The sequence below is a fragment of the Maridesulfovibrio frigidus DSM 17176 genome (assembly GCF_000711735.1).
GTDB classification, from domain to species: Bacteria; Desulfobacterota; Desulfovibrionia; order Desulfovibrionales; family Desulfovibrionaceae; genus Maridesulfovibrio; species Maridesulfovibrio frigidus.
Genome location: NZ_JONL01000012.1, coordinates 52,042 through 78,157 on the forward strand (window position 1 = coordinate 52,042; position 26,116 = coordinate 78,157).

Consider the following 26,116-nt stretch of genomic DNA (forward strand, 5'->3'; position numbering starts at 1 on the left):
AACAACTAAGCCTATTCAAACTATCACTTCATAACCCGCCTCACAACCAGATTCCGCTTCTCCAAAAGACCATCAATCCGCACCCGCTTCTCATCAGGTGTAAGCTTCCTGGAACGATGAATCTGTCGCATAGCAGTTTCAATCTGAGCAAGCGCACGGCGTAGCTGATTGTATGGCTGGCGTTTAGCAAGAATCTTTCTGTTATCCGGATCTTTCACCAGAGCTTTGGCTTTATCCGCTTCGCCAGTTTTTGCGTAGTTCATTACCGTTGAATAGAGTTCATCGGCTTGCTCAACCATGTCGTACAATTCTGTCAGATGGCAGCTATGCCTTGAGGGTGTAGATCTAAAGAAACTTTTAATTAGCGGCATGTCGTCTAGACGTCTGGACGGCAATTCCGGTGCATCCACCATTTCGCGGGTTACAATGTCCGCCATGCTCATCACGTAAACACCCAGCGTTCCGAAATAGCCATTAACAAGATGCTCGATGCGCTTAGGACTAGTTCCTGTCTTCTCACCAATCAAAGCTGCTGTCTCGCTGGTACGATGATCGCGTTGCGCTCCAGGCTGAAGCCTTTTCAAACGCATAGGAACGATCGCTCTGCCAGTGAAGAAACTCTTGTCTGCCCACTGCTCAAGAATCGGCGTTACAATCTGCGGAGTGCCTACAGAGAATGTCTGCGTCAGCATAAACTGAAGACGTTCACGAAGCAGATCCCCGTCCTTACCATCCAGCGAATACTCGGTTAACCTTTCCGGAAGAGTTCCAAATATGGCTCCAATCTCAAAAGGTTTAGGCATTCTGAAATGTTTTTCATCCACAAAGAAGTGATAGTAATTGTCCCGATCCCAATGTTCCAGTCCCTTAAATTCTTCCCGATCCCGATTATTCAGATAGAGCAACACAGAAGCCAGCGCGACCATTGCGCCCTTGGTCATAAATCCGGACGGATTCTCATACGCCCCTCTACCCAATCTATTCAGCCCGACCATTCTTGCACCGAAGAACGGGACAGTTTCACAAAGGAACCGTGTGGCCAGCCAGTCACCGCCCATGGAATAATCCATGATGTCCTTGGCTTCATACGCAGCTTCAAGATGACTACCGCCCTTTTTCTTTACACCTTCATAAAGGCGCGCACGGGTCGCATTCTCAAATGCAGAACCTAAGTCCTGCCATTTCATCCAGCCCAGTTTAGCAAAGTTGGCCAACTTTTTAGGAGTATCGAGAATTGAGTCACGATCAATTTTATGCTTCTTTACCAGCTTCTCAACCAACAGCTTTGCAGCCGCAGGATCATGCCCAAAAGCATAACCACCATGGAAAGCTGCTCCGGCGGCCATCATTTTAATAGTGTCTTCATCCTTACTCAGAGTTTTGATTGCACCCTTGAATGACCCGACCACAGGCAAAAAAGTTCCAGTCCGATCGACGCCCCAACCGTGGACCGTATCGCGCACAAGGTTGCGAACCATGAAGTCAGGAGTGGAAGTAATTCCAGTTGTAAGCATCCGCTTAAACAGCCGAGCTGTTTTCATTCCGAAGTTATTCCAGCTCTGCATATTTACCGAAGTCAGCGATCGGAGCAGGAGCGGATCAGCGATGTGGTAATAGACAGGCTTGCCGTCACGAAGCACAGAAACAACATCCTTTGCATCCGGCTTTACCATCCTAAAAACAGTCTGCAATGAATCACGCTGCGCCTTGGTCATTTTGGCAACAGCATCTTCATCCCCGAACACTTTAACCAAGGAAGAGCGCAAAGCCTGCCCCTTCAGCTTAAGTGCTTCCCACTTAAATTCTGCATTGGTTGCAATGCCGATATTCTCAGCATGAACCATGGAAAGTTCCATAGCTCTGTTCTTCACAGAAGTGTCGATCAAATGCGAAAAGTTGCGGATGATATTTTCAAACGGATCACCGAGATTCGAAGTTCCACCCCGTAGCCGGCGAATGCCAGAATACTGATTTGCAATTCCCTTGCTACCGTGTGGCGACTTAACACTTGCCTTCTCTTCACCAGTTTCATTGATACGATAGAAAGGAATATACTCGTCATGTTCCCAAAGAGTGCGACCAGCTGCGTTAATAACTCCGGCATCCTGAGCAAAGTCCAGAACCTTGGTTTTGAACTCGATATACTTCTTCTGAACCGCTTCATATTGCGCTTCACGGCCAGAATTCAGTTTGCAAAGTTCATCTATTTCCTCTTCGGTAAACAGATTCTCGCGCCCTTCAGCCATAAGCTTTTTAGCTCGAAGCCCCACAAGCCAGCCAGTGAATCTATCCAACTCATGTGCAACCGGCTCAAATATCGTTGCCAGCCCTTCGCCCTCAACATCCATAGCCCCTTCACGCCAGATAGGTGCGCCGTGCTCGATGACAGCCGCAATCTGATCAGCATGTGAAGTAGACATTCTAGCCGCCACATAAGCGGACTCTTCCATATCCGTAACTCCAGCCGCTTTATCAAGATCCTTGAGCGAATCAAAACGATCAAACATGCCCTGGTTAAACTCAGTGGCCATAAATTCACGAATGCGCCCTATGCGTTCACCAATGGTAGTTTTTTCTTTAACTTGTCCGATCTTGGCCATAGCAGATTCACGAACAGGATTTGAACGGGAATAAGAAACGGCTTCAGCTCCACCTCTAGGTGAAGGAGAATGTAAACCGTCACCTTGCACTGTCCAGAAAACAGCATCAGCAACTATACGGTTAATCTCACGGCGAGTCAGCGAACCGGGCAGACGTATGCGAAGCTTGGCCAGCCATTTCATGACGGCATCAACAACCTTACGCCACACCCCTTTTTCACGCTGAGTCAGAACCTTATTCTGATCCACCTTTTCAGCAAGCTGAGCCAAATATTCATGACTGGCCATATCTCTGCCGGAATCAGTGGCAAGATCAAAATCGTAATCCAAAGCTATATCTTTAAATTCTTTACTACGCTTTGCAGATCTCCCAACCTTGCGGAGCATCTGCACATAATCGCTGTCACCAAGAAGCCCACGCAATCCGTGATGCGCTCCTTGTTCATGCATCCAGAGTTCCACGGCCCGTTTGCGTGAAGAAATGTTCTCCGCAACCATCCAGACCTTTCCGGTCTTAGGATCATTGCAGGCTTCACAATAGCCGCCACCCTGCGCATTAAATGCCTTACGGATATGTTCAGGAAGATCTTCGAAAAGACTAACCACTTCCAAAGGCAGCGCGTTTTCAGCTCGTGCCTGAAGTTCCTGCACAGCTCCGCGCACGGATCTAACAGAAGTAGGATTACGAATAGTGGATGTCTTGGAGAAATGGATTGGATTATCAGAATCTGAGGATTGACGTTTAGACGCTTTGACGTCTTGACGTCCTGACGTTGTGCCGCTTTGACGGTCGGACGGCTTGCCGCTTTGTTGGCTTGCATACTCTGCGAGTACGGAAACAAGGGAATCACGGACTTTTTGAATATCTCTAAAATAACGGCTCGACTGATCATGTTTACCAAACACAGCCAGAACCTTATCAATCATGCGGCGTATTTTACGAGCTACACGGCGAAAAAGAGTAGGGTTTGCAGCTTCCAGTTCATGCCAGAAATCAGGGTCCATGAACTGTTCACCGGATAAATTGCCAAGCAGCTCTTCATTAGCTTGCCCTGAAGACAACCCCTTTCCACCCGCTTTTCTAGTCGTGGCGTCAATATCTTTATGAAACCCACGCCAAGCTTCACCTTTGCGCTGAGACTGAGCAACCATAAGATATTTATTGTAAAGAGCCGGGGCATCACGCTTTAAAAAATGGATTATTTCGTGACCAAGAAGGAAAAGATGGGGTTCATTGGCATCTGGGCGCATAAAGACAACGCCCTGTTTTAGATCCGCATGAGCATCACCTGGGAGAATAGGTAGATCAGAAGCTACATAAGTAATTTCCTTACCGAACAAACCAGCAAGCTTGTCCAACAAAGCAAAATCACCAGTTCTTACTCCTGACTCACTCTTTACTGATGCTGCTGGCAGGCTTCCTGTTTCAGTCTCTCGCTTTCTTCCGCCCCTAGAATCTGTTCCGGACGGAATTCCTTGCGTTTCTGTGAACTGACTTTCAGCCTCTCGAGTCTGGCTGCCTCCTGCTCTGCTACTTCCTCTGGATCTGGAAACGGAAACATGCAAGTCAACCGGGTCGACTTCGAAGATGGATCCATCTGCGAATTCGAGTCCGTATTCCCTGCGGATTTTTTCCGCGTAAATATCTGTTCGTCTTGTTCTTCGTGGGTTTTCATAACTACTCCGCTTAACGAGATCAATATCACCAAGTGAAGCCGGAAGTCTATCCAGTTCTTGAGCTATACTTTCAAGCGGATTTTCACCCTGATAGAAAGCCCAGCCCTTTTCGGTTCTGTTCCATTTGGCTCCGGCATCCTTCAGAACTTTTTTGTTAGCATACGTCTCGCCAGTGACTACCCAGAAACCACCTTTTGAATTCGTAATTCTTTCCAGTTCAAGACCGGCATCATTAAATATAGTCTCGCTATCAACTGTCTTAACGAATCTTTCTGGAGCTGTTACGTCCTGAATCCGCTCAAATAGTTCTTCAACTTTGCCAGCGTTAAAATCAATTCTTGATTTGGTCTGTAAATTCTCAGCACCTTCGCTAACCTTATCAATTATGACGATTCTGGTTTTAACTTTAGTACCGGCACGACCGAAAGTCTCAGGAGGTAAACCGAATTCGGCAACCTTATGCGCGTGCTCTGCTTCCTCAGATTCATACCACTTATCAAACTTGCGATCTGCCGCCGGACCTTCAGGGAGAATACAAACAACTCGGCCACCCTCACGTAAATGAATGAATGCTTTGGCAAGATGATCAACCGCCATTTTGCCACCGCTACCAAACGGCGGATTCATGGCGATCCCGTCAAACTTATTTACGGCCGCAAGAGTTTCAAACTGATCATTGATTTTGCGCCCGTCACAAATAACAGACATCTTGGAAAACAATTCGTCAGAAGGTTCAACTACCGTTATCTCAGCTGATTCAGGAAAGTACCTGGCAATAGCGCCATGTCCGGCTGAAGGCTCCAGAACAGATTGCCCAGGCAACAGATTTAACCATTCAGCCATCTTAAAACCTAGCGGTTCAGGAGTAGCGAAATAGTCCGCGCCTTCTCTGGCCTTGTTGCGTGAGGTCCGCTTTTGCTGGGAATAGTAATGGGTTTTAGCCTGATCGAATGGAGAAGACTTGCCGCTAAATGAATCTGACTCTTTGCCTCCCTGCCCTTGTTTCATGCTGGGAGAGCTTGAAGATGAATCAAGATATCCTTCACGAAAAGCAGTACGCAGATCACGGGCAAGATCACCCATTGCAAGATTCTCAGCTGCTCCGGCACGTTCAGAAATTTTCTGCCCAAACGCTCTGGACTCAAAAGAAAGCCCAGTCTTCAGATACTCAATAACTGCGTCTGACTTTAGGCCGAGGCGATATATCCGTCCTTCAGTTTGAATTGCATCAGTGGGCTTTGTGGGCAGGTAAAGCGAAACTAGAGCGCGCTGTTTCTCACCAGCTTTATCATGCAGTGAAATTCCTTCCTTCCCTGCATCCTTCTGAACAACAATGACATCAACACCGCTCCGATCGTCATTGAAATCATTAACAGCTTTAATTCGATCCCTCTTAGACTCTTTACCGGAAAAGAATGCAGCCTTATCAGTGAAAGCCTTGTTCATTTCATCGCGCACATTCAAAAGACCACGCAGATCCATCCGTGAATATGCCGGATTGCTTGCAGCCCAAGCATCAAACTGCTTCATAATTTTGGGATCACCACTTGCAAACCTTGCAAATCGTGCTCGATTAAATGGATGATCCGGAAGACCTTTATTTCTAGAATGGAAAACAACAACCTTTCGGCCAATATCCAGATGCTGTTGAACCCTCTCAACCGCATTCTTGGCTTTCAATGCCTCCAGCAAACTCATGGTGTAATGGTAGTCAAAAGCCTTATGTACTATTCCAGATAAGGCTGGATATTTTTTATGATCCCACATGGATTCGATCCCGGACTGAATCCTTTGCCCCAGCTCAGCCGGAACATCTACGAACTGCCGTGAATAATCTTTATCTAGATTCAAACTCCGACCGGAAAGCGCACCTTTCTTTTTCAACCACTCATTGAACGCCCTTTCCATCAATGCGGAATCAACACCGGCTTCAGGAGTCGTAAGTTTATTGTAGCGCATTCTGTAGCCGAACTTGCTCATCATAAACTGATCCCAGTTCGATCCACTGTTATATGAACTGTTGGTGTCGCCACCTTTACCCATATCGCTATCAAACAAAAAACCGTCCGCATAACGAATCGTTTTATCGTAGGCAAAAGGAGAAGCAGAAAGGAATACAACCTTGGTATTCATGATGCGGGCTACTTTGTCATCGATGCGCTTCAGCAGTGCTTCAGATAGATATTTGTCGGGGATGTTCCAAGGAGTTTCTTCAAAATTCTCAGTGAGCTTAAAATCCTTTAGCTTTTTGGCTTCCTTCAGCATGTCACTTTGAAAGACTTTTCTAGCACTGATATCAGGACGATTTGGTCCAGCCAGCCTGTGCATCATATTCAAAGCATGGGTATCATTACCCTGAGCATTTTCGCAAAGTTTGTGGGATTCATCGAATACGAGAAGATCAAAGTCACGAGCAAACAAGGCTTCGTTCTGCCCAAAATTAGCATAGCTTGTGACAATAATGCCTTCACCAGAATCTTTAAGACCTTCAAGCTGGGTAATATCAAGGTGAAGATTTTGACCGTCTTCAATCCAATCCTGAGCTTTTTTATCGGTCGGAACAACTACGGCTATATTTGTCTTACCCTGCCGGACAAAACGCTTCATAACACCGAGTCCGGTGTACGTTTTTCCCGTACCAGTCCCGTTGGTGAAAATGATTCCACGGTTTGTATCATCTTTAGTATTGGAAAAACGTGCTTCAGCTTTGGCAACGTCTTCCTGTTGCTCCGAAAAGAGAACGGGAAGAGTTTCGCGAATATTGCTTAGATCTTCAGTGCGAACCTGAGTGGAGGAATCCGCTTCTTGTTGAAGACGGACTTTATCGGCTAACGGTAAATGTTGATCTGTAGATGTTTTTCGAAGGGCATCGCCCACACTTCCAGAGAGTTCGCTGGATAATCCGGACTTAGATCCCTGAGCTGTTCCTGATGCTCTGGAGTCAGTCGATTTTCCAGCGTCATCAGTTCTATGGATTCTTCCAGGCTCAACAGTTCCGGAAGCGCGTTCCGCAGTTCCATCCGGCCGCTCTGTTCCAGATATGCTGTTATCGCTTCCCGTTCCAGTAGAAGAGGTAGAACCTGAGTGTAGGAGGTTATCGTCTTGCTCAAGTAACCCTGTTTCTCCATATCGTTCTCCATTTCCTGAATCACTAGATCCGCCAGTTCCGGACTCGCCGGAAACAGTCCCTTCGCCCAGTTGGTTCTGAGTTTTTGAGTCTGAGCTATCTGATTCCAAATGGCTTGAGGTACTTGATACATCTTTAATAATCTCCTTCTTGTCATTTATACTCTCAATAAAAGCCTTGTCAAAACTTTCTTCCGGCTTCGGAATAGACACACCGGGAAGTAGCCCCTGACCGCCATCCGTCATACTTGCAAATTTTGCATATTCTTCACAAAAAAACTGGAACTTCTGTGCTTTTACACCTTCCCATTGTCTTGCTCCCAACGCATCAGCAAGAACTCTTGTCTTCTTATCATTTAAGCCGGGAACAGTTTCAATAAGTTGTCCCTGATTAAGAAACTGCTTAACCGAAATAGATTCACTTCTGGCTTTTCCGGCAATCCTTAAAGCATCTTGAATAGGGGAATTAAGACTCCAACCTTCCCCTCTACTATTTGCCTGAATAAGGGCAGGTAAAGCTCTATCCAACTTAGCTAAAGCAGATGGAGGAGCCATATCAAGAACATCATAGTTATCAACCACAACACCACGCAAGGTAGACTCAACAAAATCTTTTCCATCACTGTTTAAAAGTCCGGTTTCTTTGTTGAACAAACGTCCATGCTGTGTATCCTCAATTACACCATCATTTTTTAAACTACTGACAAAATCAGTTGATCTTGTTGAATCAAGAAACTGACGCAAAGTATCAAAAGAACCGAGTCCACGGCCAAGACTAGCAAGGGAATCTCTGGAGAGCATCCTTCCACGCGAAACAGCTTCAGCTTTTGGATCCAATCCTTGAGTAAAATCCTGATTGTAGATTCTGGAGGATCTGGAAAGGTCATTTACTTCATCCTGAAGGACTCTAACCAAAACAGGATTTTTCATTGTTTTGAGCTCTTCAGGCTTAAGGCCAAACTGTTTAGCCTTTCGTCTTAGCGTATTCTTATACTTAGTAGACTGGCCATTATCCTGGTCATAAGCGAGAGCCAAAGACATAATACGGGAATTACCGCCAAGCGTAATTCCATCAGAAGTAATAATCGGAGGACCACTTGCAGCTGTAGGATTATCATTTATAAAGTGACGAGGCTTAAGCGGTGAAGCATGTTTTTTAACCTTTTGCTGCTCAGCTGCATCAGAGTGATAAGGGCGTTCCTGCGCTTCTTTAGGATATGAAGGATGTCTGATAAAATTTTTATGAACGTCATGAGAAGGCACGACGTCTTCAAGTTCTCGAACTTCATACCTAATTGCATCTTGCCCGTCTGTATGTTCCAGCACAGATTCATTACCTTTTAAGCCTGCCGTCTTGACGTCAAGACGTTCTGACGGCAAACCGCCTGTAACTTCGTCTTGCAATTCCTGAACAGCAGTATCAAAAACGTCTTCACTTCCCAGCTCCGGCAAAGCATCAAGCTCTGACGTCTGGACGTCTGGACGGTTTAACGGCAAAGCGTCTTGCTGCCCTGACGCTTCAATAACCTCCGGACTTTCAAGCTGTTCCAGTTCACGCACGGCAATATCCCATACGTCTTCCAGAGATCCGCCCTGATCTCTGTTAGAACTCACTCCTTCATGCTGCTGAAGATCATAATCAGGCTGAGACACAACCTCCGGATCCGCGCCTCTAAATAGATCTTCCCGTTCAAACGGAGTATAAACATCAGGCTCCTGCGAAGGTGACAGCGAACTTGAATCATCAAAAGACGATGGCCGCCAGCCATCGCGCATTGCCATTTCACGCTCAATGCGGACCTCAAGCTCCGGTTCAGGCTTGAATCTGTAACGTTCCTGAATGTCACCTTTCAGGCCAGCCATACCTTGCGGAGTCTCGTGCTCAGAATCAATTAAATCTATCGGTCCGGATTCTTTTAGCGTTTCTTTGCCAAGTATTTTTTCCTGCTTTCCATAGAACTCACTCATTTTTTGAACAGGAGTACGGGTATCGGGCGCAGCGGCTTTTTCAGGTTGAACAGTTTTATCATCAGCAAGCAGATCAACAGTCATTCCCTGCTTAACCTGTTCGATGTTGGCTATCATCTTATCATCAGAAACCTTGGTTTCCTCAGACAATCCGGCAGGACCAGACATGACCGAACCGCCTGCGCCTGTCAGTGCAGCCGGACCAATAACGTTCACACCTTCTTTGGCGGCCTGCTTCACGCGCTCAAAAACACCGGGTTTCATTTCCCCGGTCGTTATATAATGAGCAAGATCCTTTGAAATAGACTCAGTCGGCTCTTCTGCCCATTCGCTAATTCCTTCGACAGCCCCAGAACTAACATGCTTGGCTGTTTTAGCTGCAACACCTTGCCCAGCTTTGGAGAACATTTTCCCAAATGAAACTGCATTCAGCCCCGCACTGGCCAAAGACATCATTTCACCAGCACGAGCTGCTTCCTCTTCACTGCCGCCTTTCTCTAAAACTTCACGGTATGTGCTGGAACCTTCCATAGCACCACCGCCTGCTCCAGCTCCAACAGCCTGCCCGATCCGCGCAAGCCGCTCGATAAGTTGCGGGGTTAGACTCATAGCCTTACCACCAATATTAATAAGCTTACCCACTGCCGCACCAGGAATCATGGCCGCGCCAAGTGAAGGCGCAAGATTACCAATCTGAGAAGTCCACCAATCGCCCTTGGCTAAAAGTGATGGATCATCCATCACGTTACCTTGTAGACGTTTAGGAGCTGCGTAAGATTCACGCACAGGCTTATAATAGTCAGCGATCGACTCACCGGCTTCAGCAACAGAATCACTTCCAATGCGGTTACCCAGCCATTGCATACCGCCACCGAACGATTCACCAAGTCCGGCTTGGCCAGCAGCAACACCGCGCCCCATTTCAACAACAGGAGCGACAAGTGGATCAAACATTCCGAATCCATATCCTGCGTCATCACCAGCTGGGGAATCTTTTGGAATTAGTTCAGGACCATTCTGATTTGTAGTTTCAAAAGAATAAACCGGACTTCCCTTTTCAGGAGAGTCCGGCATTACATTCTTTCTATTTCCTTCTGCTTGCAGTTCACTGACAGCCTGATCGAAAAGTGTATTCATATCCATATTAACCACCATAACCCTGTTGGCTTACTCCAGCGGGAATCTGTTTAGATCTGATCTCAGACTTACTTTCAAGAATCCTACGAGCACCTTGAATTCCGTGCTGTTTAATAAGCAACTTAACTTCATCAACCTGCTTGCGCTGTTCTGGATCTTCAGCCGGAACAAAATCAGAACCAGCTTTCAAAACCTGCTCATATATTTCAATTGCCTGCCATGCGGATTTCAGTCTGGCCTTGTCAGTTTGGGATTTAGGAACCCACTGTCCACCTTTGTAGTCATCGACTAACTTTGATGCATCGTTAAAAGCGTTATTACCCTCACTGGTAAATTCACCTGTATCTAAATCTAGAAGAGTAGTTCCTTTCAAATGGAACGGCTTAAGCGCATCACCTAGAGCTTTTCGCATATCACCAACTTTCTCACGCGCTTGCTTATCTGGAAGCCCTTGAGTTTCCGCTAAAGTCTTCTGAGTATCAGCATCAGTTTTTCGAGTATCAGCACGACTTTTACCTGTATCAGCATAAACTTTACCAGTTTGAGCTTCGGTATGAGCAATATCCGCCCCGGTCTTGGCAAGTCCTGCACGTTTTTCGCGCAGATCAACTGAAGTGCGAACATAGCCGGGTAGCTTATCTAATGAATCAACAATTGAAGTACTGCCGTTATCTTCATCAAGCACTACGTATTGAACGCCCTGCGAATAATCGGGACTGTTCTGCGGCACTGCGTGAACGAGATGCCCTTGCTTATTAACCAGCGGGATCCACTTTGAAGGATCTTTCATCACTTCAGCATTTCCCTGGCGAGTAGCTTCCATGTAACGGTCAGCTGCTCCAGCAAAAACAGGGTTATAAGCTTTACCGTCAAGAGCTACCTTTTCGCCGGATAAAAACTCTCTGATTGCATCCCCGGTTTGCCCTACGGTCAGCCGCCTGCCTGTGCCAGTCCAGCCGCCCTCTTTATCAGAACGAAATTCAATGCCGTATGTTTTAGAACGCTGATCAAAATCTGTAAGGCGATAGGGCATGGGAGCCATTTCAGAAGCTCTTTTCATATCGATAACTGCCCCGTCAAAGTTGCCTTCGTCTAAAGACTTAAGTGCATCCCCGCCTACCTTTCGAAAATCCTGATACTCTTTATCGATTCTACCCATACGCTTTTTACGCAGAGCTTCTTTGCCGTCTTGAAATTTAGTGGCCACATCTGCGGCATGACCAAACGCAGAAATTCCGGCCAAGGTTGTAGGAGCTTTAACGGCATCAAAGTCCCAATTATTAGTTTGCAATTCGCCAACAAGCCGCTCTGTTTCCAGCCGAACAGACTTATTGAATTGCGACTGTTCTGCCGCCTCACGTTCACGATGCATTGCATAGGCTTTACTCTGACTTCTTTGACTTACGTTCTTCGGCATTCCATTACCCGAAGCCAAAGAATTAAATGCCCGATCCGTTTGCTGGCCATCAGTATAATCATTCATCATACCAGTTAATGAACCCATTGCCCCGACAAGCTGACCTGCGTATTCGTCTCCCGCCATTCCAAATCCACTCATGACAATCTCCTATCCGAATAAATACATACCAAGGCCAACAGCAGCCCCTACACCAAGCCCAATCGGACCAGCCATTGAACCTGCGGCGGCGGCTCCGCCTATCGTTCCTGCGGCTGTAGCACCAGCAGCGGCAGTTGCTCCGGCGGCGGTTGCACCAGCGGCAGCTGTTCCGGCCGCAGCAGCAGTCCCGGCAGCAGCAGCGGTTCCACCTGCTACGGCGGCCCCTGTTCCTGCGGCGGCAGCTGTAGTTGCTCCAGCAGTCGATGCACCAATAATTCCGGCCTCAGTCATGCCTTGCACGGCTGATATTCCCATCATTCCACCGGAAAAAGTGGACATAGCCGCACCTCCGCCGGTCTTTTCAGGCTTGCCTGGAGTCGGAGTTTTTCTGCTCATCATGGCAGCAGTATTTGATGCACCCTGCATTCCTGCCATGGCGCGATCACCTGGATTATCGACATTAAACATTCCCATACCCATAATGACCTCCTATGCCATTCCGAATGAAGCGGCAGACTTCAAACGATTAAAATTTTCATCTTTTGCTGTTCTACGTGCTTTGGTCCTGGCTCCGGCAACAGACTTAGCTTGCGAAAGAGCAAGATCCTTCTGCATTCCTGCAAAATGACCAGAGTTCACATTTTGACCAGTCCGCGAGTAATTGCGCTGAGCCTGCATTCCTGCAAGGCCGTATCCCTGTTTAACGTCAGCTTCTGCCTGTGAAACACGGCTATTAACATCAACGCCCTTCTGAGCTTCATCCATAAAATCTTGACGCACATTCAGTTGTTTTTTGCTGGCTTCAGTCTGGAGTGGTAGAAGCTCTCTGCTTGAAGTGATTTGCTCTTCCGCAAGTGCAGTCTGGTGTGGAATCAATTTGCGGTTAGCGGCAATCTGCTCTTTTTCCATGGGCTGATAATCAGACTTCCAGAAATCAAAATAGTCTTCGGCCATACCCTGTTGCGCTTCGTAAATAGTAGCCATGCGATCATTGTACTTTTCATCAATTGAATCACTGCCGCCTCCGCCACTTCCACCGCAAAGGGCAACAGGTCCGTTATATTCAAAGGACTCTTCGTGTTCGACTTCACCAGTCGCCATATCAATCACAACTTTTGTATAAATCTTCATGACATCATCTCTCTTGTTATCGATAGAACTGCCACAGGCTCGCTTCTGCCTTCCTTCGCTATCCAAGCACCATTTGGAATTTAGCCACAGAGTTGCCCTCCGCAACGCATTACAAACTTGACTGCTGACTTGTTTCTGATCGGGGTGTAACCCAGCAACATGTCATAAATATACTCACCGGCATTGTTCTTCATGTTCAAAATTTCATTGTATGTGAATCGCCCCAATTCAATAAGATCACGACGGGGACAGGCTTCAAAAACAACCCAGTGCATGCGGGCAAAACGCCCTTCATGACGGTCCAGCCAAACCAAACCAACTGCTATTTCGTCCTGCACAACAATCCACGCAACTGCATCCTTTAAGACCTTCACAAACCCATCCGCGCTATGAATTTTTTCTTCATAAAAAACGGTATCAGCGTGGCCTTCTACTTCGATCCGTTCAAAAAGATCTTTGATGTAACTATCCGGGAATGAACGGATGCCATCCCACTCTAAATATGGAATAAGTCTAAACTTTGGATTCATCTTTTCACCGCCTGCTTACGGGCCTCATCCTCGGAGACAAGTCCCAGTTCAACCAGATCATTAAAGGTCACCACACGGTGCATAGGGTTTGGAATTCCGTATAAACGGAGCTTCAACACAGTCCGGAGCTGATTCAGAAAATGCATAATATTGCCTGCATGAACAGCAGGAAGCATTGGCAGCTTCATAAAAGATCCCCCATTGCAGGGTCTATATCCACCTTGGAAATCGGAATATCACTGACTATTCCCATCTGAAAACGGGTTGCCACATATCCAGCTGGAAGGATGAATGGACGGTCTGTTTTAATCCGACCTTCAAACACTTGCTTACCGTCAGCAATCAGAATGAAATATACTTCACCTTTACGCTGAACCCTGTAGAAACTGTTTGAATCACCGCCCAAACAAACAGCTCCGGCCATGTCAGACCCTACGCAAGAAAGTTCAAGTGGTTGTTTAAGAAAGCTATCATCCGGCGCATTGGCGTAGTCAGCCAAAACAATCCCGGCCTCCATGTTTACTGGCTCCTTAGTCCGCATTTCACCGGACACCCATTCACTTCTCAAAGAAAAATCAGAACCATCCCATTGGCTGATTATGGTCTGTGTTCCTGCCGGATATGCAACGTGAAGAAGCCTTCCTTCCGGCTCAACTGTCAGAGCGGTGCAATGGAATCCGAGCTTGGTTAGGAGCTTTGATATAGGATCGAAAACAAACCCCGCGCCCGGTTCATGGAAACAGATATACTGCCCGGCATGCCAGACTCCGTTAAAGGAATCCGGCTTTAACGCTCTCCAGTCTTTTTCCGTGAAAATTCCAGCGGTGATGTTTTGAGGAACACTGCCCGGTTGAACCAGATACAGCCCGTTGAGACTTGGAAAAATTACACCGAAAGGAGACGCCACAACTCCAGCTGCGGAAGTGCAGGGAAGATAGCCGTCCAAACAGTTCGGAACCGACAGAGAAGGATCATCAACTGTGATGGTATGGACATTTGCACGAGTGAGAATCACCAGCGTGTTTCCAGTTGATTCCATGGCCACAATCTCATGAGGAACAGACATGCCATATGCATCAGGCCAAGCGTGAGGATAGCCCGGCTCTGACAAGAAAATTTCGTTCCCTTTGAATCCTGCAAACATGTTGCCCGGCAGAGAAGTCAGCCCCTGAAGCTTTTGCGGAGCCGGTTCCCAGTACCGTGAAACCATAACTTCGGCAGTATCCGAATCAGGTACGGAATCCGCAAAGCTTACGGTTCCCGCTTCAAGCTCTTTTACAAAATGGAATTCAGATGTTTCAGTCCCTGCAACAGTCCGATAAATCCGTATCAGCGATATAGGCCGAAAACCTTCTGCGACGTTGTTCAACCCCGAAACATTGACTGTCTGCCCTTCCTGAACGTCCACAACAGCAGATGGAGCGGACGGTGGCCCCTCTTCTCCCAGATCGGAAACGAGCGTGTACACATAAACACGGGAAACGATATCCGACTCTTCAACGCCAGTACCGGAAACGGTTACTAAGGGAACAGAATCCGGAGATGGAACACCCAGAGAATAGCGATTTTTGAGGGTATTGTTTTCAAGTTCATCACTGTTGCAAAACAGAAACGCGCCCTCATCATCAGTGCCGTAAACCCGTTCTTTCTGATCACCAGCAATGGGACCGTCACGCAGGATCACACGGCCAACCCATGACAGCCACTTGTCCTGATAACGGTAAATAGTACCTGCCGCGCCCTGTATGCTGTCCACTTTCAGCAAGCCGCCAAGAGGACGAATCTCGCCGGATTCAAGCAGACAGTTTACAGCAGTTTCAGCCTGCCCAGGCTCCAGGAGGTGAGAAGCAAGGGCAGGCTTCATGCCGGAAAAGACAGTAACTTCAAACATGTTTACTCTGTCAGCCCGAGAAGAGTTAAGGCTGCTTCGCGCCCATACTGAATTGTCAGGGATGCTATTTTAAATTCTTCAAGAGTAGTAGCGTTACGAAGAGCTTCCCTTGAATCTTCACTGACTAGACTGAGATCAAATTCGGAAGCAGGACGTGCAGCAACTTCTTCCCAGAGCGCAGCTCCGCCCGGCTGATCGTCAACTTTAACAACTGGCATTTAAACACCCTCCTCGGCATAAATCTTGGTAGCTTTTACACGCAGAGAATCAGCCCCTACTACTTTCAAGGCCAGACGCTTTGCAGCAGGATCAGATATATCAACCTTGGTTCCTGTGAACTTTAAGGCTGAACCGTTTATGGCGTAGGATTCAATTGCGGAAGGAATGGAGAAGCAATCTGAAAGAGCGACTTCTGTCGGAATTTGAGCGAGTGGTGTAGTAAGGGTTACGGTAGTTATGAATTTCGACTCAACTACCGCTTCGATGACACTTGCAACGGCAACGACCTGCCCGTCACACTTAATGTTTTTATGTATGGAACCGTCAGTGTAGATCTTGTCTTTGATCGAAGTGTCGGAAGTCAGAACGATGGACGAGGTTGTAGATCCCACACCCAAAGTTAGAGGGGTTTCTTTGCTGAGAATTTCATCTGTTGCACCGATCGCAATAGTTGCGCCTACGACTGACTTTTTGAACGCCTTTACTGGAGCTAGGGGCAAACTGATAGGTGCGGAAAATGTAGGATTCGTCCATGACATAACATCAAGCACTTCCTCTGCGGTCAGTGCCCTGTCAAATAAGATTGGCTCAAACATCTTTCCATTGAAGGGATAGTTGGCAAGATTGTCTCCACCAAGGTGAAAGTTCTGGAGTGTATAGTCCGACAATGTTGCAGCATCTACCTTTGTTGAGTTCAACACACCACCCAGATAGATTTTGATATCAGTGCCATCTATAACAACTGCGACATGCCTTGGTGTATCAAAAGTATTAAGCGGTAGATCCGGTCCCTGAGAGTTATTAGAGAGTGTGTTTGTCCATATACCAAAGTTATAATGATCAACGGCTTTAGCTATTCCCATTCTTGCAATGTATCCACCAGCCCCCTCAAACCCAGCAAAGAAGTTGTATGTGTTTCCCACATCAACAGCATAGATATCTTTTAAGTAACAACAAAAGCTTATTGGCCGCCCTGTACCAAATGGAATAGAAGCATAACTGCCGTCCTGATATCCAACCATACAGTTGTTCCACAGTATTCCATTCATTCCATCTTCGACTATGTAAACTGACGGAGTGTGCCCGGAAGTACCTGTGACTGTTAAGTCCCTACCGTTACTAGACGAATCCGTGATAGTTGCTCCAAGCTCACCAGTATCTTCTAATTTAAATGAAGCCCAAGGATTAAAAACCACACCTTCTTCAGTTGTCACTGCCCCGATTACACTTTCACCCTGGTCGGTAACGATCTCATCATTTTGAAATATCTCCTTAGAAGTCTTCAAAACATCCTTCGTTGTCCCTTCAAGAACCGTTAATTCTGCACCCGTAATCTCAAACTCCGGCCTACCACTTAAAATAGATTTACCGCTGGGATTATTCAGTCCAACAGTGCAAGCCGGAAGCTTCGCACCATCAGCATTTACATCCGCACCTGGGTAACCTTCCTGAGTATCGGCATAAGCCAAAGTAACGCCTGCGCTGATCCCCACGTAACGGGCTGATAAAGTAATCAAATCAGAATGATCCGACAGAATCAGGGACATTTGAGCAGCGCGGCAGGAAATAGGCCCGATCGCTTGCGGGGAATTTTCCTCCATAACAATAGGCACACGTAATTGAAAACTAAGACCAGTAAGCGCAAAGTCAGTGACATTATCCGGCAGAGAAAATTGAAATTCAGTTAAATCCGGATATGCATTACCGGCAACAGGATGGCTGATTGTTCCATGTACCAATGTTCCGCCATCCACTTCTAAAGCTTCCATTGTAATTACGGGAACCGGAGTCATGTACCCGAGCAGTTCTTCATTTGAGAGAGTACGTTTGGCCAGTGCGTCCGGATCAAGACCTGCTTCAATGTGACTGAGCGGATCCGGCACAACCATTTCAATTACTTTTACAGTGGTCTTATCATCCGCGAAAATGGCAGATTCTACAAAACCGACTGACAAGTTCGGGTAAGATTTGATTGCTCTGTTTGTTTTGAAAAAGTCCGTGTAATCACCGGCTACTGAAAAATGAGTCGAATCAATAAACTGCGGAATCACGGCTTCTCCGCTCTGATCCTTGGGACGCATCCAGCATTCACTGGCCATCTCTTCCCAAGTCGCAGCGGTCATCCTTAAATGGATACGGCTTTCTACAGGGAACGGCATAGCAGTAACGGACTCTTCGCCACGGGAGACAGTCAGCACGTTCCCGTTACGAGCCGTCACGTTAATCCATTCAACCGCACTCGTTGCAGGATTCACCAGCGCACATCTAAAATGATCGCCAGCAAGCAAGCTTGGAAACAGATCAGCATGATCGGCGGGAATCGTGATTTCCGTTGCTGTATCCGAGATAGCGGAAGTGATGAAACTCTCCGCCAGATTTTTAAGACTTATCATAAACTCTTCCCCTCAAAAGTAATTGCCGGCCCGATCCCCTGCCGCTTAACCAGCGAATCTGAGAAAGCAGAACTGACAGAATAAATATCTCCGATCTTCATCAGAGTATGGACGGACTGCGTTGAAATGGATGATTCACTTTCACAATGACCAGTATCAAAAAGTTCAAGTGATCCTGTAAGTTCTGTAGTTGAACGACTCATAGCCTTGCCCGAACCTTCAGCTTCAAAATGGCAGAAACCACCCCCGAAACTGAACTCAGCAACACCATGGCCGCCTATGCATCCAGACAGAATCAAAACTAACCGTCCTCAATAGAAAGGGTTTCAAGACGCACATGGAAGGTGTCACCCATGTAAACAAGGCGGCCCAGCTCCAACTGCCCAAAATACAAAACATTGCCATCAGAGAACGAATCCATGACAGCGAAATGCGAGACAAAACCGGCATCATCAGTGAATTGAGGGAAGCGGATTTCATCACTGTTTAGAAGCTTGCCGTTAACTGGTTCAGTTCCGAAAATGATCTGCTGCCGTTCGTAGTTTGAATCAAACGAAAGTTCCTTAGCTCCGACCAGATCGCCCATACGCAGAGCGGCCAGAATAGCCCCGTTCTTTTGAAGTTTCACAGCTTCGGAATCTGTCTCGATAATTCCAGAACAAAAAAGAGCCAGATAGACCTTTTCAGGAGGCTGATAAACAACCCCTTTGAGAACATGACCAGCCAGTTTGTCTTTCAGATAAGTTGACTTACAGGTATCCATTAAACCTCTCCTTAAAAGTAATTTCCACTGCGCATCTCAAGCTTTTTATTGGTTCCGCCACGCATTTCTTTGACTCTAATCTCAGCCATAGCTCCATCGAACTTGCGCTGTTCAACCTGCGATCTGGCCGGATCTGACCACCCTTTATCGGGAACAAGCATGAGTTCGGCTTTGGCTCCCGCAGCAATGGCCAGTCCGTGAGTCTCTAAAAGAAACTTCGGACAGGTTGCGGCCGTAACAGACGGAGCAAGAGCATTCACAGTTTGGAGCATGGCGGTTGCATCTTCACGCGGACATGGAATCAGACGGACAAAACCCGGTTCTTCAATTTGATAGTAGCCGGGTACACCGGGTTCATCGCGTACAATTCTGTCATCCATTTCAAGCAGTGAATAATCGTTGAAACGGACTTCTAAAGTATCAGCTACAGTTGCATCAGGAGGAGTCACAAACACATAGCGGCACTCACCGTTGTAGACATCCATCAGGTCTGAAACATGTCTCCAGACTCGCGTTTGCTTGCAGTATTTGATTGCTGAATTCCTGAGCTCTGAAATGATTTGAGGAACTGGACAGCGAGACAGGGCAGGTTGAGCCAGTGGCAAAAATTCACGCCAGCCGACAGTAAGCAATTTAACCATTGCCGCCACCCTGCTTGCTTGCGTTTGGACTCATGAGTAGACGCGCCTTGGCTTCTTCACCAAGAGAAACGTACATCTGACGTAGATTATCCATGCCCTTCTGCCAGTTAGTTGGTGAAGTGCTGTTAACAGCCAAACACAGATAGAGAACGTAATTTACGATGGGCCCAAGGAAGATATCCGACAACTCCATGTCCTGTTCACCGTGAGTAAGCGGACCGGGCCTGCGTGAATATTCGAGTTCAACCCGAACATTCTCAGCAGGTGGCGGCGTTACCCAGTAGACAGTCGGCACTTTCTCTTCAAAAGCGTAGTTGTCGATAATTTCGGAAGGTGGATCCATGTGCCAGAGCAGATTTGAATCATCCAGCGAAGAACGATCAACGGACGTAATTGCAGTTCCAGGAGAGCCATCCGCTTTTACGTTCCTGACCAGACCGATAAACCGGCCCTGGTCAGGAACTTCCTGTTTAGTTGAATTCGCTTCCAACTTCACACGCTCTACGCAAGAGTTTGAATCAGGCCGAATCATAACGACCTGACGCTGTGCGCGAGTGAGATGCAGTAGCAACACATCATCACTAAAGCGCACACAGTCAGGGTCGTGCAGAGCTATGCGAATATCTCTAACAGCTTCGCCGGCAATCATTATTCCACAACCTTTATATTGAAACGGGGAACTGGACGGGCAGTATATTCGATATCTTCTCCGTCACCGCTTTCTTCATAAACAGTTGAGGCAGAATCAGTCAGAACCTTGTAAACGGATTTGGGTACTTTCACCTCAACGCCACGCTTAATTTGATATGAAATACCCTGCACACCGACAAAGACATCATCCCGTCCTTCTGAGCCTTCACCTTCCGCAATGACGATCTTCACTTTTTCTTCCGCTTTCTGGCGTTCCATTTCGGAGCCTTCGAGCTTGGCAACGTGGTCATCAAGTTTGCGGTTTTCAGCTTCTGCGTCTTCACGCGCTTTCTTTTCCAGATCAAGATCGCCTTCGAGTTTTACCTTTTCTTCATCAGCAGTTTTCAATGCGGCTTTTGCTTCAGCAAGTTGCTTTTTCAGATCATCGGCTTCAGAATTAACGGGAGTCTCTTGCGCCTTCGCACTAGTAGCCTCTTTTGCCAAATTTTCACTTTCATTTTTACCAGCCATGATATTCATTCCTCTTAACTGTCAGACGGTGTTTCTGTTACTGCCACTTCAAGGCGAATCATCCAGGCGTCATTCAAAATTGCGCCGGTGTAATAGGTAATCCAACCTACGTGACCGCGCTGGCCCAGCTTATCGCTTTTACTTGGAGTCTTTGGATTAACGACTTTCGGAACAATGGAATCTTTGCCCTTTAGAGCAACATCACCGTAGGCATTGGTTCCAATGATATAGATGGGATATACGTCAGCGTTTGTACCGGATTCAGAAAGCATGTCACTGCCTGAAGCTCCTTTTAAGCCCCCGGCATCGACAATAGGTTCAATGGAAGTGGAAACCACATAGCGGGTATCTTCCACCTTGCCGATTTCGTTTTCATAAGGAGTGAGCTGGCCGTATTCTTCAACAGGAACAAATCCTGGCAAATCCCGAATGTCAGATTCACAATCAGAATGAGTGATCCCAATATATGAAGCGGCAACGGGTTTTGTTCCGTAATGGACGGTGGAACTAAGAACCTTGGTGATCTTTCCGGCTCTCTGCTTTTTAAGTGCGCGAGTAGCCAGACGCTGCATCCCTTTAGTAATTGGCTTGACGACAGCGTTTCGAGCAGTTCCACCGGAATAAATTACATTTGTTCCGCCTCTGAGGATTCCTTCCAAAACCATATCAAGAGTAACTCCAGCCTGTTCACCGAGAATATCCATGGACTCACTAAGGACTGGATCCTCGTGAGTATCTTCGATTACATCAGTGAGTTCGATATAATCACCGTACTGTTTCAAAACAGCGGTAACGTCTGTCTTGCTCAGCTTTTTACCGGCAGGGGTAACACCTTCAACAATCGGAGTAAGAGCTGGAGCAAGCGCATTATATTTACGCCATTTAATGGTCTGCCCTTTGTTCTGAGGCATTTTAAGAGACTGCCCGAACATACCGAAAATATTAAAATGTGAAGCCCTTTCCAAAAATCCAGGTACTGCAAAACCAGCAGTTCTGGGGCTGATATCTCCATATTCAGTTAAAGCCATTTTGATCTCCTACTTATCAGCTGCATCATCAAAACCAGCACCGAAATCATTAGAATCCGGCTTTGATGGCGGCGAGCCTTTACGTTTACCGGGAACGGCAATAACGGCTGCGGCTTTATTCCGATCAACCTTATCCACCTTTCCGGAAGTTGCTTTTTTATACTTGGTCAACAGTTCGGACACTTCTGAAGCACTGCCGGATTTTGTTACTTTAAAAGCCAGTTGTGCTTCTTTGTAAGGAAGAGTTTCAATCCAACTGGTAACGTTACTAGTGAACTTCCCGAGTTCCTCTTTCTTTGCAGGATCAGCGACAAGTTCCATATAATCAGGATGAGCCTTGCCTACTTTCGCAAAGTGATTCTTGCGTTCATCCTGCTCATGGCTGCGAGTAACGGCATCAATCCTTGCTGAAACTTCCTGCGACTGCCAAATAGACTCCAGCATAGGAACAGCTGCTTCAGCTCCGAATTCATGCAGGTTCGCTCTAATTCGTTTTCCCTGATCGGAATCCTCCAAAAGGATCTTTTCATAATCAGGATTAACCCGCAGGATATCCTTCACATCATCAGCTATATCTTCATCAGGATCGACCAGAGCTAGTGTTTGCGGATCTTCGCCACCAGCAGTTCCCGTTTGATCATTGAAGTAGCGGTCAAGAACATCGCGCCCTTCAGCCAGAGAATCACCTTCGGAAGTTTCATCGCCTGTGTCCGCAGAATCCTGCACACTGCCGGATTCATCCTCTTCGGATAAGCTCTGGTCTGAAGCGGACGTATCATCGTCGTCCATTTCTTCTGACTGGGCATCACCGTCATGCCCATCATCAAGGTCGTTTTCAGAATCATCATTCAAAGATTCAGAAGCAGATTCAGCTTCCGTGAAACCTTGCTCAAATTCTTCCGACTCTGTTGTTTCGTCCTGTTCAACTACTTCATCCTTTGCGTGTAGATCTTCGCTTCCCATCACTTCCTCCTACGAATATGCGTCTTGACTCTTTCCAGTTTCCGGAACCGGAGTCAGATCATCTAAAATTTCCTGCAACCCTTGAATTTTGCCCTGAGTCTGCGGAACCTTGTCCACAGCAGCCGTTACAAGGGAGTCCTTTTCCTCTAAAATTTTCAGCTCTAAAAATTGTTTAATCAGCCGGATAGATTTACCGGTCCCAAGCTCATTCAGCTCAGCAAGAACTTCACGGCTATCCATCTTCACTCTCCGATCCCTCTTTAAAGCCATCTTCAAAACTTCCATCCGAACCGATACCCATCTTCACGAGCTGCAATTCAATCCTTTTTCCTTTGCCATCCGGTTGAGCACTTATCCCGCACACATAAGCTTCGGCTTGAAGCTTGATAGTTGAGCCGACCTTGATGTCCTTGACCTTCAGCCCAAGCTTGGTGACAGATTCGTCTTCAAGATGAATCCTCAGCCCATATGGAAAATCGTCTTCGGAAACAGCAACCGGTTTCGAATCCGGTTTTTCTTTGGTCGGCTTACGCCGCAAATCCACTAGCTTCATTCTGCCCTCCCTGTTCGGGCATCACCTGCCCAACTTGTTGCTGAAGCGTTTGAAGCAATCCCTGCGGAACATCCATGCCTTGCTTCTGCATCTCTTCAACAAGCGCACCTATGTTTGCTCTGGCTGATTGCATGGCATTTTCCTTTTCCCAGCTTTCTCGTTCCTTAGTGTTTCTGAGAATGCCTTCGGGCAATTCAAGATTGCTGAAAATTTCTTTGATAAGACGCTCATCATCCACCCAGCCCTCGAATCTGGGATTGTCGGTGATGGCTAGAATGGACTGCATCCTTTCAAGCTGAACCTCTTTGGCCATGAGCACCGAGGAGCCTGTAGCAATGATTTCAAAGTCGCCCTTGATATCCCTGCGTTCATTGAACTGCATGTTCCAGAAATACATTTTGCGGAAAAACGGACGGGTGATGTTTTCATCAAATGATTTGACCAGATCCTTTAAAATCTGGTGCGCTGCTCCGATAAGCATGGAAAGGCCACGCGCAGTTTTGCCGGCTCCGCTCATCTGGGAACCGTCACCGGACATAAAACGGGGAACAGACATATCATCAACCATGTCGTTGAAAACACGCACAAGACCAAGCAGCTCATTCGTATAAGAAGGCATTGACCAGAAATGGACCGCGTTACGGGCATCTTCGATGGATTTGAAAGGCCAGACTTTGAAAGCATGAATGTCGCGGAAGTCTTCGCCCTGCATGAAGGCAGAAGCATTAACCGCAGCTTGAGGACCGCAGGAAACAGCAGCATTATCAATCAACATCCGCATGGATGAATTGAGAGCTTTCTGAGGGTGGCGTAGCAAAGTAGGCAATCCGTCACCCCATATAGAATCTTCGTCTTCTACAAAGTAATCGAACTGGTAAGGAATAGTTGCGCCTTCAAGCGGATTAATGACCGCTTTGATAACTTTGTCGCCAATCATCCAGATATTGGCTGGGAAAATTTCTGCAAGATCCTCTTCGGGAATTTCGACTCCCGCACTCTGCAACTGTTCACCGCTGAGAGTTCCCCAGAATTCATACACACGGTAACGGTTCTCGATCTTGCGGCCGGATCCAGTTTTATCGTTTCTGATACGGTATGAAGATTTTGCATCCAGATCGCCATCGGGATTATCGCGAAGATACTGGCTTATGACCTTAGCTTTAAAGCCTGGGTAATCATTTAAATCGCGCACTTCCTGACGATTATAGACGTGATCCTGAATCACATATTCACAGCTCAGAGCATCCGTAGCATTTGGATCAGGGTAGATATTCCAGACTGAAACAGCTTCATAAAACGGGCGCAGCTCTTTTACCTGCGACTTCTCAAGCGTCCACGTCCCATCCTCATCGATAATGTACCCATCTCTGAATTCTTCACGGACAAGCGGCCCTTTTAGGATTCCGGTTCCATATTTAAGCTTCTGATTGATTACGCTCTTACAAACCGAAAGGTATGACTGACGATCGCCACTACCAACCAGCTGGTCAGCAATCTCATTACTCATTGCATCGGAGGATGCTTTTGCCTGCTTCTCAACAAAGGATTCAATGTCATCATCTGAAAGTTCCTGACCATTCTGCAAAGCCTGATTACGATAGTTCTCAATAACCGTTGGATGAAGTTCCGGATTTGGTGAAGGCTTAAGTCCCCAGTTGCGTTCACCGGAAGAAGGAAAAAGCAAATCCATAAGCTGCGAACGAACCGTTGTCATTTTGACTCTGGTAGCCGGAACAAACATTTTGCTACGCTTGATTTTCTCCATCTCTTTCGGACTGTACTCGCCCTTTTCCTGCAAGTAATCCAAGGCCCAAACCGCTTCTTTATCCTTTCTAGCGGCTTCGGCCTTGGTAAACAGACCTTTAAGGAACGTTCCTAAACTCTGGCTCATGCCGCAGCCTTAGCCTTGTTCGAAGGTCTGGAAGAGAACCACCAACCCACAGCAGAACTGGACATGAAAACGGTATTCATGACGATGTAACGAACCATCTCATTTGCTGTATCGCTGCTAACCAGCACATTGGATTCGGCCAAGTAGCCTGTGAAATGTTGATATGTAGACCATGTTATCCAGCATAGAAATACGGTCATAGTTGGGCGCGTGATGCCCCGCACAAAGTCCGCAACAACCAGCAGAAAATCTGCCCAAGTCTTCTCTTTGCCCCGAGAATAGGTTGCGCTGTCATGCAGCAAGGATTGCTGGTAATTCTGGCCGTCGATTATGGTTTCAGTCATGGCCCGTTCTTCACGCGCTTGCTGAACAGCGACTTCGCCTTCAACACGCATGACTTCAATCTGCTTATCCGCCATCACCATTTCTTGCTTGTGCTGAAGCTCAATTGTTTTGCGCTTCTGCCATTCAGTGATCCAACCGGAAATACCGCCAAAAATGTTTTGAGCGATGGTCGCTATGCCGCCGGTTCCGATACCCAGCAAGGATGAACCGATAATATCAAACAGTCCTGCATCAGCCATGACTAAGCCTCCCGAATTTCGAGCAACAGATCCCGGCCATAGGTAGCGGCCAGAAATTTGCGAAAAGTGTTTTTGGAATTACCGACAGCGAGCTGGCCCCAGATCTGACAAACCACTGAGCCTAAAAGCACACAACCCTTAGAATGAGATTTGAAGCCCTTAGATTTTTCACCTGCAACATTGCCCCAGTGAACCTGCACCGCTGAGCGATCAGGCACACGGACAAACTGGTAAACATAGCTTTTCCAGTGATCTGACCAACGAAGGATGAGTTTATAAATACCGATTGGAATGCAGGAAAT

At 47.0% G+C, this 26,116-nt stretch carries 21 protein-coding genes; all 21 read right to left on the reverse strand.

Features of this window, described 5'->3' with window-relative positions:
* Nucleotides 1–23: 23 nt before the first annotated feature.
* Nucleotides 24–10,514 (reverse strand): LPD38 domain-containing protein, encoded by a 10,491-nt coding sequence (locus BR06_RS0118320; protein WP_031485682.1) that lies wholly within the window; start codon nucleotides 10,512–10,514, stop codon nucleotides 24–26.
* Between the two features lies 1 nt (nucleotide 10,515).
* Nucleotides 10,516–12,066: a hypothetical protein gene (locus BR06_RS0118325; RefSeq protein WP_031485684.1), complete on the reverse strand. Its 1,551-nt coding sequence runs from the start codon at nucleotides 12,064–12,066 to the stop codon at nucleotides 10,516–10,518.
* A gap of 9 nt (nucleotides 12,067–12,075) precedes the next feature.
* A complete protein-coding gene (locus tag BR06_RS19440; RefSeq protein WP_034603179.1) occupies nucleotides 12,076–12,546 on the reverse strand; it encodes a hypothetical protein in 471 nt (156 codons plus the stop codon).
* 9 nt (nucleotides 12,547–12,555) lie between these two features.
* Nucleotides 12,556–13,197 carry a hypothetical protein gene (locus BR06_RS0118335; RefSeq protein WP_031485687.1) on the reverse strand — a complete coding sequence of 214 codons (642 nt, stop codon included), beginning with the start codon at nucleotides 13,195–13,197 and terminating at the stop codon, nucleotides 12,556–12,558.
* A gap of 80 nt (nucleotides 13,198–13,277) precedes the next feature.
* On the reverse strand, nucleotides 13,278–13,727 hold the full coding sequence (locus BR06_RS0118340; protein ID WP_031485690.1) for a hypothetical protein: 450 nt from the start codon (nucleotides 13,725–13,727) through the stop codon (nucleotides 13,278–13,280).
* Nucleotides 13,724–13,915 carry a hypothetical protein gene (locus tag BR06_RS0118345; RefSeq protein WP_031485692.1) on the reverse strand — a complete coding sequence of 64 codons (192 nt, stop codon included), beginning with the start codon at nucleotides 13,913–13,915 and terminating at the stop codon, nucleotides 13,724–13,726. The genes BR06_RS0118340 and BR06_RS0118345 overlap by 4 nt, the downstream gene beginning before the upstream one ends.
* Nucleotides 13,912–15,618, reverse strand: coding sequence for a hypothetical protein (locus BR06_RS0118350; RefSeq protein WP_031485694.1), 1,707 nt, complete (start codon nucleotides 15,616–15,618; stop codon nucleotides 13,912–13,914). The genes BR06_RS0118345 and BR06_RS0118350 overlap by 4 nt, the downstream gene beginning before the upstream one ends.
* A gap of 2 nt (nucleotides 15,619–15,620) precedes the next feature.
* Complete coding sequence (locus BR06_RS0118355) at nucleotides 15,621–15,836, reverse strand: hypothetical protein (protein ID WP_031484412.1); 216 nt, start codon at nucleotides 15,834–15,836, stop codon at nucleotides 15,621–15,623.
* Nucleotides 15,837–18,230 (reverse strand): LamG domain-containing protein, encoded by a 2,394-nt coding sequence (locus tag BR06_RS0118360; protein ID WP_031485697.1) that lies wholly within the window; start codon nucleotides 18,228–18,230, stop codon nucleotides 15,837–15,839.
* Complete coding sequence (locus BR06_RS0118365; protein WP_031484415.1) at nucleotides 18,227–18,529, reverse strand: hypothetical protein; 303 nt, start codon at nucleotides 18,527–18,529, stop codon at nucleotides 18,227–18,229. The genes BR06_RS0118360 and BR06_RS0118365 overlap by 4 nt, the downstream gene beginning before the upstream one ends.
* A gap of 2 nt (nucleotides 18,530–18,531) precedes the next feature.
* Nucleotides 18,532–18,993, reverse strand: a complete 462-nt coding sequence (locus tag BR06_RS0118370) for a phage tail fiber protein (RefSeq protein WP_031484417.1) — start codon at nucleotides 18,991–18,993, stop codon at nucleotides 18,532–18,534.
* An 11-nt stretch (nucleotides 18,994–19,004) separates the two neighbouring features.
* Nucleotides 19,005–19,634 (reverse strand): hypothetical protein, encoded by a 630-nt coding sequence (locus tag BR06_RS0118375; RefSeq protein ID WP_031484418.1) that lies wholly within the window; start codon nucleotides 19,632–19,634, stop codon nucleotides 19,005–19,007.
* Entirely contained in the window at nucleotides 19,627–20,283 is a 657-nt protein-coding gene (locus tag BR06_RS0118380; RefSeq protein WP_031484420.1) for a phage adaptor protein, read from the reverse strand. Before BR06_RS0118380 ends, BR06_RS0118375 begins: the two co-directional genes overlap by 8 nt.
* Complete coding sequence (locus BR06_RS19995; RefSeq protein ID WP_031484421.1) at nucleotides 20,283–20,795, reverse strand: hypothetical protein; 513 nt, start codon at nucleotides 20,793–20,795, stop codon at nucleotides 20,283–20,285. Before BR06_RS19995 ends, BR06_RS0118380 begins: the two co-directional genes overlap by 1 nt.
* Nucleotides 20,796–20,809: 14 nt before the next feature.
* Nucleotides 20,810–21,823, reverse strand: coding sequence for a N4-gp56 family major capsid protein (locus tag BR06_RS0118395; RefSeq protein WP_031484423.1), 1,014 nt, complete (start codon nucleotides 21,821–21,823; stop codon nucleotides 20,810–20,812).
* Between the two features lie 9 nt (nucleotides 21,824–21,832).
* Nucleotides 21,833–22,786 carry a hypothetical protein gene (locus BR06_RS0118400; protein WP_031484426.1) on the reverse strand — a complete coding sequence of 318 codons (954 nt, stop codon included), beginning with the start codon at nucleotides 22,784–22,786 and terminating at the stop codon, nucleotides 21,833–21,835.
* A 9-nt stretch (nucleotides 22,787–22,795) separates the two neighbouring features.
* On the reverse strand, nucleotides 22,796–23,026 hold the full coding sequence (locus BR06_RS0118405; RefSeq protein WP_031484427.1) for a hypothetical protein: 231 nt from the start codon (nucleotides 23,024–23,026) through the stop codon (nucleotides 22,796–22,798).
* Complete coding sequence (gene gp10, locus BR06_RS0118410) at nucleotides 23,019–23,339, reverse strand: capsid staple protein (protein ID WP_031484430.1); 321 nt, start codon at nucleotides 23,337–23,339, stop codon at nucleotides 23,019–23,021. Before gp10 ends, BR06_RS0118405 begins: the two co-directional genes overlap by 8 nt.
* Entirely contained in the window at nucleotides 23,314–25,230 is a 1,917-nt protein-coding gene (locus tag BR06_RS0118415; protein ID WP_031484432.1) for a portal protein, read from the reverse strand. Before BR06_RS0118415 ends, gp10 begins: the two co-directional genes overlap by 26 nt.
* On the reverse strand, nucleotides 25,227–25,814 hold the full coding sequence (locus tag BR06_RS0118420) for a hypothetical protein (protein WP_031484434.1): 588 nt from the start codon (nucleotides 25,812–25,814) through the stop codon (nucleotides 25,227–25,229). The genes BR06_RS0118415 and BR06_RS0118420 overlap by 4 nt, the downstream gene beginning before the upstream one ends.
* A gap of 2 nt (nucleotides 25,815–25,816) precedes the next feature.
* On the reverse strand, nucleotides 25,817–26,116 hold a 300-nt coding region (locus BR06_RS20595), incomplete at its 5' end, for a DUF5675 family protein (RefSeq protein ID WP_034603181.1).

Excerpts from the sequence above, each read along its gene's own strand:
- BR06_RS0118395 (WP_031484423.1), bottom strand. The coding sequence starts at position 21,823 with ATGGCTTTAACTGAATATGGAGATATCAGCCCCAGAACTGCTGGTTTT.
- BR06_RS0118335 (WP_031485687.1), bottom strand. The coding sequence starts at position 13,197 with ATGAAGATTTATACAAAAGTTGTGATTGATATGGCGACTGGTGAAGTC.
- BR06_RS0118405 (WP_031484427.1), bottom strand. The coding sequence starts at position 23,026 with ATGGATAGCCGTGAAGTTCTTGCTGAGCTGAATGAGCTTGGGACCGGT.
- BR06_RS19995 (WP_031484421.1), bottom strand. The coding sequence starts at position 20,795 with ATGGCTGGTAAAAATGAAAGTGAAAATTTGGCAAAAGAGGCTACTAGT.
- BR06_RS0118345 (WP_031485692.1), bottom strand. The coding sequence starts at position 13,915 with ATGAAGCTGCCAATGCTTCCTGCTGTTCATGCAGGCAATATTATGCAT.
- BR06_RS0118370 (WP_031484417.1), bottom strand. The coding sequence starts at position 18,993 with ATGGATACCTGTAAGTCAACTTATCTGAAAGACAAACTGGCTGGTCAT.
- BR06_RS0118355 (WP_031484412.1), bottom strand. The coding sequence starts at position 15,836 with ATGCCAGTTGTTAAAGTTGACGATCAGCCGGGCGGAGCTGCGCTCTGG.
- BR06_RS0118360 (WP_031485697.1), bottom strand. The coding sequence starts at position 18,230 with ATGATAAGTCTTAAAAATCTGGCGGAGAGTTTCATCACTTCCGCTATC.
- BR06_RS0118400 (WP_031484426.1), bottom strand. The coding sequence starts at position 22,786 with ATGGGAAGCGAAGATCTACACGCAAAGGATGAAGTAGTTGAACAGGAC.
- BR06_RS0118415 (WP_031484432.1), bottom strand. The coding sequence starts at position 25,230 with ATGAGCCAGAGTTTAGGAACGTTCCTTAAAGGTCTGTTTACCAAGGCC.
- BR06_RS19440 (WP_034603179.1), bottom strand. The coding sequence starts at position 12,546 with ATGGGTATGGGAATGTTTAATGTCGATAATCCAGGTGATCGCGCCATG.
- BR06_RS0118380 (WP_031484420.1), bottom strand. The coding sequence starts at position 20,283 with ATGATTGCCGGCGAAGCTGTTAGAGATATTCGCATAGCTCTGCACGAC.
- BR06_RS0118325 (WP_031485684.1), bottom strand. The coding sequence starts at position 12,066 with ATGAGTGGATTTGGAATGGCGGGAGACGAATACGCAGGTCAGCTTGTC.
- BR06_RS0118375 (WP_031484418.1), bottom strand. The coding sequence starts at position 19,634 with ATGGTTAAATTGCTTACTGTCGGCTGGCGTGAATTTTTGCCACTGGCT.
- gp10 (WP_031484430.1), bottom strand. The coding sequence starts at position 23,339 with ATGAAGCTAGTGGATTTGCGGCGTAAGCCGACCAAAGAAAAACCGGAT.
- BR06_RS0118320 (WP_031485682.1), bottom strand. The coding sequence starts at position 10,514 with ATGGATATGAATACACTTTTCGATCAGGCTGTCAGTGAACTGCAAGCA.
- BR06_RS0118340 (WP_031485690.1), bottom strand. The coding sequence starts at position 13,727 with ATGAATCCAAAGTTTAGACTTATTCCATATTTAGAGTGGGATGGCATC.
- BR06_RS0118420 (WP_031484434.1), bottom strand. The coding sequence starts at position 25,814 with ATGGCTGATGCAGGACTGTTTGATATTATCGGTTCATCCTTGCTGGGT.
- BR06_RS0118350 (WP_031485694.1), bottom strand. The coding sequence starts at position 15,618 with ATGTTTGAAGTTACTGTCTTTTCCGGCATGAAGCCTGCCCTTGCTTCT.